Consider the following 12509-nt stretch of genomic DNA (forward strand, 5'->3'; position numbering starts at 1 on the left):
TTTAGAGTGTAACAGACTTACTAGAAGTCTGTTGTTCAAAAAAATCCTATTTAACCCAAGAGGCAGGTTAATCGTCAAAATCACCTTCCGGTCCTTTATCGGTGTCAAGGGCTGCAGCTCGTCTGCGGATCTCAGGCTCACTCCATTCTTCCACAGGCTCAATACGTCCGATTTTAGGACCGAGATCATAGCTTCCGGCATCAAGTAAAGCTTCCACGCCATATCTGGCAGTATCAGCAGCGTTGAAGACTTCAACCAACAAGGTGTAGACAAAATCTTCAACCCTTCTTGCCATCCTCTCGCGAATGGCTCTTGGCTGGCCCATAATTTTATTTTCAAAAGGCAGATTGAGCTTTTTGTAATCTCCTTTTTTCCAGCCCTGAGTTTCCGCGTACTGTTGGATATCCTGCCACAATTCTTCGCCAACCCCTTCACCGGGTACTTTGATAAACTCACCTTCAGCATCAAGGGCTGCATTGCCGTAATCATTGACGGCAAGTCCCCAGGAAATCATCTGCAAGGCCGTTGCCACATTGGCCTTTGTTGACTGTGTCTTGCTAGCAATCTCTCGCAGTCGATCGGAATTGTTTCCCGAGGTCCCGTGCTGGGCTCCGGAAACAGCATATTTAGCCAAGGCATCATGAATCTCTGCTGTCAACTCAACCTGGATCCCCTGGGCGGAGGCCTCTATCCCATGGGTTGTCCCGTTATTTAAAGCAATCCAATCAGGAAAAATATTATGTGCATTAAGCCCCCGGATCAGGAACAACGCCTCTTCAGAAGAAGAAAGCCCTTGAGTCCCTTTTATCTCGCCGACTTCGGTCTCAAACCCGGCCCATGAAGGCACATATTTAGCCAACTCTATACTTGCCAGCAAATTATCATCATCGGGCATGTGTGAAGCATCAATGGCAATTGAAGTAATTCCTGCATCAAAGAGTGAAGGAATTTCAACACTTGCAGGGGCTATATCAGCTGTGTTTTTAATGCCGTAATGATCTGCATGAATGGCAACGGGAACAGTAATTCCCATTTCATTGCACAATGCGTCAACTTGACGGGCAATATTCCAGTAATTGACCGCACAATATGCATTTGCACCGCCTTCAGAACGGGCGATCTCGATGATAATAGCTGAACGTGCCCTTTGAGCAGCTTTGAGAGCACCACGGATCACTACATTACTCCTACCGTTGGCTGCTATGGTCATAGCACCGCCCTTGGCCATCATTGCACGATCAATAACCTTGCCACTCACAATCAGTGCCCGCGAATGCGGAAAAAGCGTTGTAATATTAGGTGGTCGCCCAATCTCAAGAGCCTTCTCAAAATCAGCAATATATGCCATTGTAAACCTCCTCAAGGTACTTTTTATCACTTAAGATGCTATAATTTACAACAATTCTACACTATCAGACGATAACATCTCGGCACCAGGATTATCAAACATATCGATTATTCCCTCAAGCCTCCTTTGCTGCCCATCCTCATACCCTGAAAATCCACTTATTCAAGAATCCTTCTTTTCCGGAAACCCTATAAATGTGGACTTAACCAGCAAAGATACAGCGATGATACTCACCTCATACAATACTATCAGTGGACCAGCCATAAGCAGCTGATTGACGATATCCGGCGTGGGCGTTAATATCGCAGCAACAATAAAAGCGATCAGTAGTGCATACTTTCGATTTTTCTGTAAAAATTGTTTATTGACCACACCTATTTTTGCTAAAAAGACCATAAACACAGGCAACTCAAAAACAACCCCAAAAGCCAAAAGCAACCGCAAGGCAAGAGAGAAATATTCGCTCACAGCCGGCATAGGTTCCAAAAAAGAGCTTGAGTATCCGATCAAAAAGGAAAAAGCCGGAGGAAAAACAACAAAGTATCCAAATGCTGCTCCACCTAAAAAACACAAAGAAGAAATAAACGTGAAAGGAAGCAACACCTTTTTTTCATGGTGATACAACCCTGGTGCAATAAAGCGCCACAACTGGTGAAAAAGGACAGGGCTTGCTATTAACAGTCCGCACACCAGGGCTAGTTTTAGATAAAAAAAAACCCTTCCTGATAAGAGATAAATATCAAACTCTGCTTGTCTGGCAGCACCCGGACCAGTGGACGAAAAAACCAATCGGCTATGGGTCGTATGCACGTATAGGCTATGGCAAAGCCGGCACCAATGGCAGCCATTGAAATAATCAGGCAAGAGCGAAGCTCTGTCAAATGTTCCGTTAATGTTTGTTTGTCAAAATTCTCTTGATTACCCACAACCTGTACCTGTAATTATATTAATAAACTGAGGAAATCTACCGCATCTCGGCTGTAATGTAAACCGGATAAAAGCACCTAATCGCCGCTGCGGTGCCCTGCACCCTCCTCCTGACTCATCGCTGATATCCGGATAACAATTGACTCCTGCAGCTGTTACGGCTAAACTGCGGGTATATTACAATCAGCTGAAATAGTGGATATTTTATAGGTATTTTATGGCATCCCTGCTCGTTGTTGACGATGAACTGAGCATGCGCGAATTTCTCAAAATTCTGCTTGAAAAAGAAGGATACAAGGTTTTCACTGCTCCGAACGGAAAGACGGCAATAGATAGCATACGCAAACATCCTGTTGACCTGGTTATTTCAGATATTCGCATGCCTGGCATGAGTGGTCTGGACCTGCTTGCTGCAGTCAAAGAGATCGACAGTGATATCGGGGTGATAATGATCACCGCCTTTGCCAGTCCTGACGATGCCGTCACTGCCATGAAAAACGGAGCATTTGATTACATCACCAAACCCTTCAATGTGGATGAAATAAAAAATGTCATCCGTTCCGGCCTGTCCAAAAAAAGTACCGTCAGTGACCAGGAACAAGATAACAGTTTTCCTGAAATCATTGGTCAAAGTCAGGAAATGGTGAAAATTTTTGATCTCATCAAAAAAATTGCTCCAACGCCGGCCAATGTTTTAATTTACGGAGAATCAGGGACAGGAAAAGAACTCGTTGCCCAAGCCATTCACAATCGTTCCAGGGTTGCCGACCGACCGTTTGTTCCCATTACCTGCAGCGCCATTCCCGAAAGCCTGCTTGAAAGCGAACTATTTGGACATGTTAAAGGTTCCTTTACAGGTGCCATTGCCGACAAAGCCGGACTCTTCCAATTGGCCGACCAAGGTACTGCCTTTCTCGATGAAATAGGTGAACTCACCCCAATTATTCAAACGAAACTGTTGCGAGTACTTCAGGAAAGAGAATTCATGCCTGTTGGCTCCACCAAGACACGCAGTGTTAACGTTAGAATTATCGCAGCAACCAATCGAATTTTAGAGGAAGAAATTATTTCCGGAAAATTCAGAGAAGATCTCTATTACAGATTAGCCGTTGTGCCCATTCGGGTGCCGCCACTCAGAGAACGCATAGGTGACGTTCCCCTCTTGGTAGAACATTTTTTAAAGAAATACGCTAAAATACTAGGCAAGGGTGTACAGACCATCTCCTCGTATGGTCTTGAAGTTCTCATGGAGTACGACTTTCCAGGTAATGTTCGGGAACTGGAAAATATCATTGAACGAGGAGTGGCGCTGGAATCATCAAACATTATTCTTCCTGAAAACCTGATGCTTTCCATACATCGTCGTAATCAGCAGCAACCTTTAGAAAAATTCGAGCAGCCGCTTTTTGTCGCTGCAATGAATGAAAATGAACTCTTTGAGCGTGGCATGGAAGATATCTTGTACCAATTAGAAAAGGAAATGATTCTTCATGCACTTGATAAGGCTGGTAACTCAAAGATGCGCGCAGCAGATCTTCTGAAAATCAGTTTTCGCAGCTTACGTTATAAAACAAAAAAATATGAAATAGACTGACGTGTTCCCTTACATTAGCGAGCAACAGGTCAGTTTTTCGCATGCAGTTTTCCTTCTTTCTTTAATCGATACTCATATACAGTGAACGCCATCCATAACTGGCTCAACAATTTTATACCTGTTGAGGATAGTGACCAGCAGCTTAAGCAGCATATTCTTTCATTTATTTTTGTACGAGTATGCCTTTTCACATTACTGGTTACAGTACCATCGATCTTTCATATCCAGGCCCATAATCTTATCCTGCCTAACCTGCAAATATCTATTGCATTTCTGGTTGTCGTTGTCTTTTTTTCGGTATGCTCGGTACTTATTGTACGCCGCACCGCTCTATCATTGAAACGTTTCGGGGTCATTCAGCTCTTGGCCGATATTGGATTCACAGCACTGCTTGTCTACGCGAGCGGTTGCAGCCACTCCATCTTCACGCCGCTTTTCATTCTCCCTATTATAGTCGGTGGTTTAATCCTCTACAAATTAGGGGGCCTCATTCCGGCTGCAGCGGCAACAATTTCCTACGCTATCGTGCTGGGGGTGGAATACGTCGGCGCTGTCCCGCGTTATTTCCAAAATACCGCTTATGAACCACCACTTGATCTTTTCACTGTTTTAAATCTCTTTGCTGTTTACGGTATTACTTTTTTTGTAATAGCGATCATCAGTGGACAGCTGGCCGGTCGTTTACGACGTACGGAAAAAGAACTTTCCAAAACAGTTCTTGAATTTGATCGCCTTTCTCTTCTGTATAAACAAATTTTTGACGATATCACCACAGGCATCATTACCACCGATGAAAAAAACATTATAACTTCCTATAATAATGCAGCAGAACGCATCACCGGCTGTCCGACAAAACGTGTTATGGGCATTGATCTTCATACCTGTTTTCCAGAAATACAACTTACTGGTGACAAAGAACGTAATGTCTGCCACATGGAAAGAAGTGACGGAACGGTCATTCGGGTTGGCTATTCTTTTTCCCAATTAGGCGTTCCCGCAGCATCTGAAAACGATGATGGTCATTCCTACTGCAAAGTGGTAACGCTTCAGGATATCAGCAAAATTGAGCTCATGGAAAAACAGATGCGGGAGGCGGAAAAAATGGCCGCAATAGGGGAACTCAGTGCTTCGATTGCCCACGATTTCCGCAACCCCCTGGCAGCCATTTCCGGCTCAGCTCAGATCTTAGCAATGGACTACGATGAAGACGACATAGCCAAGACAGGTACCGGCAAGACGCTGGTTGGAATCATTCTACGGGAATCAAAAAGGATGGCTACAACCATCACGGATTTTCTTCAGTTTGCAAGACCAGAAGCTGCAGCTCAGAAGTGGTTTGACCTAGACCGCCTGATAACTGAGGTAACCGAAAAAACTATGCCTCTTTACGAACAGTTTGAGCTGGGAAATGTGGTCAAAGACATAGAAATCCACTTGAACTGTTGGGGCGATCAGCAACAGATTCAAACCATACTGACGCACCTGATTGATAACACTCGTTCTATTTCGGACGCAGAACAGGCAGTCAAGGTCGCAATCCGTGCCTTTGAAACCAACAGAAAAAACATAAATTACACCTGTATAGAAGTTTGTGATACAGGACCAGGCATTCCAACGATGTTACAGAAGAAGGTTTTCGCCCCTTTTTTTTCCACCCGTGAAGACGGCACAGGCTTAGGATTGGCCATTGTCAAGCAGCTTATTGATAACCATAACGGGATCATTGAAATTGACAGTGACAATGACTATGGATGCATCATACGGCTTTTTCTACCGCACCCAGAGGTGATTACTCACTGATGCGATGAATATCAGCACCAAGATCGGCCAGCTTTTTCACCATATTTTCATACCCTCTCTCCAAGTGGTATATTCTGGAAATCTCGGTTTCCCCTTCTGCTGCCAGTCCTGCGACAACCAAGGAAGCAGATGCCCGAAGATCCGTTGCCATCACCTGAGCGCCACTCAATCCCCGGCGTCCGACACCACGAACAATGGCACTTGCCCCATCGATCTTGATATCCGCGCCCATCCTTTCCAGTTCAGCGACATGCATGAACCTATTTTCAAAAATGGTTTCATGGATCACAGCAGTACCGTTGCCCAAGGCCATCAGCGCCATAAATTGCGCTTGCAGGTCGGTGGGGAAACCAGGGTAGGGCAAGGTTGTAACATCGACACTCTTTAATTGGCAGCGATTTTCGCTCCTGCTTATAGGGCAACATACCTTGAGACTGCTTTCTCCAACCTCTATATCAACCCCACAGCGCAATAATTTTTCTGTTAATGCCGGCAGGTGAGCAGGCACACAGTCTTGAATTTCAACCTTTCCTCCTGCTGCAGCAACAGCAATCATGTAGGTTCCGGTTTCAATACGGTCTGGGATAATTGACGAGACAGTCGCCTTAAGTCGAGTCACCCCGTTAATGGTTAACCGGTCGCTCCCCTTTCCTTCAATCTCAGCTCCCATTGCTGTCAACATATCAATCAAATTGGCAATTTCCGGTTCCCTGGCAGCATTTTTTATAATTGTCTGTCCTTGGGCGAAGACAGAGGCCATCAGAATGTTTTCCGTGCCGGTGACCGATGGTTTATCGAAATAGACGCTGCCACCCTGTAATCTGTTTTCGACTTTAGCTTCAACATATCCTTCGTTGAGACTGGTTGTAATACCCAGTTGCTCAAACCCCTGGAGATGATAATTAATCGGTCGCGCACCAATTGCACATCCACCGGGCAAGGAAACCCGAGCTGTGCCCAAGCGGGCAAGCAGCGGTCCTAGTACTAATACTGAGGCACGCATGGTTTTCACCAATTCATAAGGAGCTTCGGTACCGGATAAATTGTCGGTATTGATCCTTACCCTTTTCCCTTCCCTTTCCCACTCGGCGCCAAGAATCTCTAATAACTTGAGCATGGTTCTGGTATCTCTGAGATCCGGGACGTTTTCAAGGGTATGCCAACCAGGCGCAAGCAATGTGGCGGCTATAAGCGGCAAGGCAGCATTTTTCGCACCGCTGACAGCCACCGTACCATAGAGGGAGTTGCCACCACTTAATCTAATTCTATCCATATATCCTCGTTATAGTAGTCACCGGCACCCCAATGCCATAGCAACAAAAAAATCAGCCACAAAAACACGCCTTGGCAATTCTATCGCGTCCTGACCAGTCAGGAACAATGGCGATTTCTTTGTAATCACCAGCGGCCCTAAAAAGCTCAATCACATGTTGGCCTTGATCGGCACCTATCTCAAAAAAAATACATCCACCGTGGGTCAAGTGTTTTTTTGCCTGGTATATAACCTGTTTAATACAATCAAGCCCGGTTGATCCTCCTGCAAGGGCGAGCATCGGTTCAAACTGACTCACTTCCGGCTGGAGCGCGGGAATATCATTATCAGGTATGTAAGGTGGGTTACAGACGATGAGATCAAATCTTGCCGAATGTTGCAGAGCAGAAAAAAAATCGCTTGCTGCGAGCTGCACAAGATGCTCACAATTATGGCGGGCGATATTTTGGGCAGCCACGGTCAACGCTAAAGGTGAAATATCAATTGCAGTTACAGTGCAACCAAGCTCCAAGGCCAACACCACGGCAATGACCCCGCTACCTGTACACATGTCCATTGCTCTGAACGGACCCGGCCTGATCTCCAGCCTTGCCAGGACATGGTCCAGCAAAAATTCTGTTTCCGACCTGGGAACAAGTACTGATGGCGAGACATGAAAATCAAGAGACCAAAATTCACGAACTCCGGTAATATAATGGAGTGGAATACGCTGACAACGTTGATCAATCAACGACAAAAATTCGTCACATGTTGCCGGTTCAATTGTTTTATCACAGGCTAAGAACAATTCACTGCGCGACCAATGAGTGACAAATTGCAAAAGCAGGCGGGCATCAAGCGTATATTCTTCAATGCCGGCCTTTTGTAACCGATGGGTTGCCTCATCAAGGAGGCTTGTTATTTTCATAGAGCGCGGAAGACTACTGCGCAATGTTAAGAGCTTCTGACTGGAAATGAGTAATAACAGGAATAATAACCTCATCCAGATTGCCGGAAATAATCTGATCCAATTTATAGACGGTGAGGTTGATTCGGTGGTCTGTTACTCGTCCTTGGGGAAAATTGTAGGTGCGAATTCGTTCGCTCCTGTCACCGCTCCCGACTTGACTCTTTCGCTCCTCGGAAATCAAGCTCTGTCTTTCAAGTTCTAATTTATCAGAAAGGCGAGCCCTGAGAACTTGCAATGCCTTGGCCTTATTCTTGTGCTGGGATTTTTCATCTTGACAGGTGACGACTAATCCCGTCGGAAGATGGGTGACTCGCACGGCAGAATCTGTTGTATTAACAGATTGTCCACCTGGTCCGGAAGAACGGTAGACATCAAACTTTAACTCATTGGGTTCAATGTGCAGATCAACCTCTTCAACTTCAGCTATAATAGCAACGGTCACAGCAGAAGTATGTATTCTACCTTGGGTCTCGGTGTCGGGCACTCTCTGTACACGGTGGACACCTGACTCATATTTTAAACGGGAATACACGTTATTGCCTTTTACCAGAGCAATAATTTCCTTAAACCCGCCGATACCAATAGGATTGGAACTCATTACCTCTACTCGCCACCCCTGAGCTTCAGCATACCGGCTGTACATCCTGAAAAGATCAGCAGCAAACAGGGCTGCTTCATCACCACCTGTACCGGCCCTGATTTCAAGAAAAATATTTTTTTCGTCGTTAGGATCTTTAGGCAACAGCAGAACTCGAATAGCTGCTTCAAGCTCGGTTATCCGCTTCCCCCCTTCCTCCAATTCTGCTTTGGCAAGCTCAACCATGTCTGGATCTTCGTCTTCATCCCGAATCATTGCTTTATGCTCGCCCTGCTCTTCTACAAGACGACTATATTCACCATAAAGACCTGCCAGTTTGGATACGGTAGAATGCTCACGCACGACCTCCTGGTATGCTTTTTGGTTATTAGCCAACTGCGGATCAGACAGTTGATGTTCAAGAACACTCAGTCTTTCGTCAATGTCGCGGAGATTTTCAAACATGGTCAGTGGTGTCCCAAATAAAAAAAATCCACATGTCCCCTATCAGGAGTCATGTGGATATGAAGTAGAAATTGCTTTCTTACTTTTTCAAATGTCCAGCATACTTCTTCTTGAATTTCTCGATTCGTCCGGCGGTATCAACCAACTTCTGTTTTCCGGTAAAAAACGGATGACAGGCTGAACAAATTTCCACCTTCATTTCCTTTTCTACAGAACCAAGTTCAAATTCGTTACCACAGGCACAAACTGCCTTTATCTTATGGTATTCTGGATGTGTATCGGGTTTCATAGGTTTTCACTCCTTCTAAGAGTATAGCGCATAATTTGAAAATAAAGCAAAAGATTAGCAATATACACCTTTTGCTGTTTTTTTAAAGCACTTTTTACCTGTTCATAGAGGCAAAAAATTCTTCATTATTTTTTGTTTGTCTCATTCTATCCAAGAGAAACTCCATAGCATCTGCAGGATTCATTGAGGACAGTAACTTACGTAATATCCAAATTCGGTTAAGATCATCTGGTGGTAGAAGCAGGTCTTCTTTACGAGTTCCTGATTTGAGGATATCAATGGCAGGGTAAATACGACGATTAGCCATTTTCCGATCCAAAACAATTTCCATATTGCCGGTTCCCTTGAACTCTTCGAAAATGACCTCGTCCATCCTGCTACCGGTATCTATAAGTGCTGTAGCTAGGATAGTCAAGCTACCGCCCTCTTCTACGTTACGAGCTGCCCCAAAGAATTTTTTCGGCCGCTGAAGCGCATTGGCCTCAACCCCGCCGGAAAGAATTTTTCCAGAAGCTGGGGTGACCGTATTGTATGCTCTGGCAAGACGCGTAATGGAATCAAGCAAAATAACAACATCTTTTTTATGTTCAACCAATCGCTTTGCCTTTTGGATGACCATCTCCGCAACCTGAATATGACGTTGAGGAGGCTCATCAAAAGTTGAGCTGACAACTTCTGCATCAACAAAGCGCTTCATATCAGTAACTTCTTCAGGTCTTTCATCAATGAGCAGCACAATAAGATGGGCGTCTTTATGCTTCCGCACTATGGAAGAGGCTATTTTCTGCATCAAAACCGTCTTGCCGGTCCTTGGAGGAGCCACGATAAGCCCTCTCTGCCCTTTACCAAGCGGAGCGGTTATATTAAGAACCCGCATGGATAATTCATCCTGCTCGGTTTCAAGGTCTATCAACTCATCGGGATGCAGTGGAGTAAGATTGACAAAAGCTGTTTTATTTTTAGCTGCTTCCGGCTTTTCATAATTGATCCGATCGACCTTAAGCAGGGCAAAATAGCGCTCATTATCTTTGGGCGCCCTTACTTCACCTTCAATGGTATCGCCGGTCCTCAGGTTCAGCCTTCGAATCTGAGAGGGAGAGACATAGATATCATCCGGACCTGGGAGATAATTGTAATCCGGTGCACGAAGAAAACCGAACCCATCCTGTAAGACCTCAAGTACCCCGCTGCCTCTCAATTTACCATCCTCATCGGCCTGAGCTTTGAGGAGTGCAAAAATCAATTCCTGCTTTCTCATGGTACTATAGCCTTCGATACCTAGAGAAGCTGCAAGCGCAACAAGTTCCTTAATTTTTTTATTTTTCAACTCAGTGGGATTCATTGACCGGTCTTTCCTCCATGTGGTCATAAGATAATGCTGTTCATGCTTAAGTGCATAAAAGCAGCATTGCACGGGATACAAACAAAGATTCGTTTAAAAGCTACTGAACCGCCAAATCCCTATAAAATGCTAACACACCGAAAGCCTTAAAAAAGGTGATCGTTATTTATATAAATATAGATAGTATTCAGTTGAATAGCTGTGGCGGGAATAGACTTGGAATGGTGTTGTATAATCTAGATTAAATACCGGTTCAGTATTACTTTACCGACGGTATAATTATTATATTTGATTCTATGAAATATCTGAACAAGAAGTCAACAGACAACAAGCTGATTCGTCGAAATGTTCCTACGTAAATATTGGGTAATGGTACTACTGTCAAGTTATTTCTACAAATTTCATTACAAATAATGATCTTCAAGCTGCTCTGCAAGTACTAAGACAGCCTTACGGGTCGTAGTCCATGCTTCGCTGTTGTCAATAACATGGTCTGCTGCCTGCTTTTTCTGTGCAAGGTCTATTTGCGAGGCAATGGAAGCAGTTGCCTGTTGCCTACTGACGCCGTCTCTGAGCATTATCCGCTGGCACTGGAGTTCTGGTTGAACGTAAACAACCACAACGCAATCCATATCATCCTGCCAGCCTGCCTCATACAGGAGAGGGATTTCTACCAAAGCAAAAGAACTTTTCAGACTTGTAATTTCCTTTTGTAACCGAACTTGCACCAGCGGATGAAGCAGGCTATCCACTTTTTTTCGCAATACGTGGTTATTAAAAATCGCGTCACGAAGTACAGATCGGTTCAGTCGTCCCTTCTCATCAAAAAAGGTAGCATTCAAGTTGGCGTGAAGCGCTTGCCAACCAGGTGCCCCCTTTTCAAGCAGATCCTTGCAACGTTGATCAATATTGATCAACGGGATGTTACAATAACTGGCGAGCAAGCGACTTACACAGCTTTTACCGCTACCGATACCACCTGTTATCCCAACAATTCGAGTACTCAAACGTCAAGCCCCCTCAAAGTCTGCACAACCTCTTCCATATCAGGCCACAGAGGTGCCAGAAACTGCATAGGTTCAAGGGACACAGGATGATTGAATTGAATACAAGAAGCGTGGAGCATTTGCCTGCATGGCATACCAGGAGTGTGCACACCGATTTTACCTCCGTAAAGTTCGTCCCCGGCAACAGGCGCTTTCACAGAGGCCATATGGACCCGAATTTGATGGGTCCGTCCCGTTTCAATGGTAATTTCTGCTAGACACATCCCATTGCCATATCTTTCTATAATATGCCATTGAGAAACTGCATACCGACCTTTAATCGGCCTGATCGACATTTTTTTACGATTGGCAGGATGCCTGCCTATGGGAGCAATAATTCGTCCATCCTCGTCCCCAGGATAACGGAGCAAAACAGCGTAATAGATCTTGTGAATTTGCCGTTCTTTAAAACTTTCAGCCAGCCTACGTAATGACATTTCCGTTTTAGCAACCAGCATTACACCTGACGTATCTTTGTCTAGTCTATGGACAATCCCTGGCCTGCCGCCGTCTAATTGCGGCAGGTTTCGGTAACGGTATAACAACCCATTGACCAAGGTACCGCTGTGGTGCCCGGCTGCGGGGTGGACAACCAATCCCGGCGGCTTACTGATAACAAGCAGATGCTCATCCTCAAACAAGGTCTCAAAAGCAATATCCTCTGGCTGTAGCTCAGATTGCGCAAGTGGAGGAATATGAATATCAATCATTTCCCCGCTACGGACTTTATGCCCCGCTTTGACAGCTTTTCCACCAACAACAACATGGTGAGAAAGAATGAGTTTGTTTATATATGAGCGCGAGAAGTCAGGATATTTTCGAACTAGATAGTGGTCCAGACGTTGTTTTTCTTCAACGGGTTGAACAACATGCTGAAAGTTTCTTTGGTCCACGGGTCA

At 44.9% G+C, this 12509-nt stretch carries 12 protein-coding genes; 2 read left to right on the forward strand and 10 right to left on the reverse strand.

The window, feature by feature from the left end; genetic code table 11:
• Positions 1 to 67: 67 nt before the first annotated feature.
• From ACHZCY_RS00395 to ACHZCY_RS00405, 3 genes are all read right to left on the reverse strand, one after another.
• Positions 68 to 1348 carry a class II fructose-bisphosphate aldolase gene (locus ACHZCY_RS00395; protein ID WP_319547448.1) on the reverse strand — a complete coding sequence of 427 codons (1281 nt, stop codon included), beginning with the start codon at positions 1346 to 1348 and terminating at the stop codon, positions 68 to 70.
• A gap of 162 nt (positions 1349 to 1510) precedes the next feature.
• Complete coding sequence (gene tatC, locus ACHZCY_RS00400) at positions 1511 to 2158, reverse strand: twin-arginine translocase subunit TatC (RefSeq protein ID WP_319547449.1); 648 nt, start codon at positions 2156 to 2158, stop codon at positions 1511 to 1513.
• A complete protein-coding gene (locus ACHZCY_RS00405; RefSeq protein WP_205220573.1) occupies positions 2050 to 2274 on the reverse strand; it encodes a twin-arginine translocase subunit TatC in 225 nt (74 codons plus the stop codon). The genes tatC and ACHZCY_RS00405 overlap by 109 nt, the downstream gene beginning before the upstream one ends.
• Positions 2275 to 2492: 218 nt before the next feature.
• Here ACHZCY_RS00405 and ACHZCY_RS00410 point away from each other — a divergent pair, with 218 nt between their 5' ends.
• Positions 2493 to 3869 carry a sigma-54-dependent transcriptional regulator gene (locus ACHZCY_RS00410; RefSeq protein ID WP_319547450.1) on the forward strand — a complete coding sequence of 459 codons (1377 nt, stop codon included), beginning with the start codon at positions 2493 to 2495 and terminating at the stop codon, positions 3867 to 3869.
• 81 nt (positions 3870 to 3950) lie between these two features.
• The gene (locus ACHZCY_RS00415) at positions 3951 to 5669 is read left to right on the forward strand and encodes an ATP-binding protein (protein WP_319547451.1); all 1719 of its coding nucleotides are present in this window, start codon (positions 3951 to 3953) and stop codon (positions 5667 to 5669) included.
• On the opposite strand, the gene murA is transcribed toward ACHZCY_RS00415, so the two are convergent.
• The 7 genes from murA to ACHZCY_RS00450 form a co-directional block, all read right to left on the reverse strand.
• Positions 5659 to 6942 carry a UDP-N-acetylglucosamine 1-carboxyvinyltransferase gene (murA, locus tag ACHZCY_RS00420; RefSeq protein WP_205220576.1) on the reverse strand — a complete coding sequence of 428 codons (1284 nt, stop codon included), beginning with the start codon at positions 6940 to 6942 and terminating at the stop codon, positions 5659 to 5661. The genes ACHZCY_RS00415 and murA overlap by 11 nt on opposite strands.
• Positions 6943 to 6994: 52 nt before the next feature.
• Positions 6995 to 7849, reverse strand: a complete 855-nt coding sequence (gene prmC, locus ACHZCY_RS00425) for a peptide chain release factor N(5)-glutamine methyltransferase (RefSeq protein ID WP_319547452.1) — start codon at positions 7847 to 7849, stop codon at positions 6995 to 6997.
• A 13-nt stretch (positions 7850 to 7862) separates the two neighbouring features.
• Positions 7863 to 8933, reverse strand: coding sequence for a peptide chain release factor 1 (gene prfA / locus ACHZCY_RS00430; RefSeq protein ID WP_205220578.1), 1071 nt, complete (start codon positions 8931 to 8933; stop codon positions 7863 to 7865).
• Between the two features lie 79 nt (positions 8934 to 9012).
• Positions 9013 to 9222 carry a 50S ribosomal protein L31 gene (rpmE, locus tag ACHZCY_RS00435; RefSeq protein WP_205220579.1) on the reverse strand — a complete coding sequence of 70 codons (210 nt, stop codon included), beginning with the start codon at positions 9220 to 9222 and terminating at the stop codon, positions 9013 to 9015.
• A gap of 94 nt (positions 9223 to 9316) precedes the next feature.
• On the reverse strand, positions 9317 to 10564 hold the full coding sequence (gene rho / locus ACHZCY_RS00440; protein WP_205220580.1) for a transcription termination factor Rho: 1248 nt from the start codon (positions 10562 to 10564) through the stop codon (positions 9317 to 9319).
• Positions 10565 to 10968: 404 nt separating this feature from the next.
• Positions 10969 to 11571, reverse strand: coding sequence for a dephospho-CoA kinase (gene coaE, locus ACHZCY_RS00445; protein ID WP_319547453.1), 603 nt, complete (start codon positions 11569 to 11571; stop codon positions 10969 to 10971).
• A complete protein-coding gene (locus tag ACHZCY_RS00450; protein WP_205220582.1) occupies positions 11568 to 12503 on the reverse strand; it encodes an RluA family pseudouridine synthase in 936 nt (311 codons plus the stop codon). Before ACHZCY_RS00450 ends, coaE begins: the two co-directional genes overlap by 4 nt.
• Positions 12504 to 12509 lie beyond the last annotated feature (6 nt).

It is taken from the genome of Desulfogranum marinum (genome assembly GCF_963675105.2).
GTDB classification, from domain to species: domain Bacteria; phylum Desulfobacterota; class Desulfobulbia; order Desulfobulbales; family Desulfobulbaceae; genus Desulfogranum; species Desulfogranum marinum.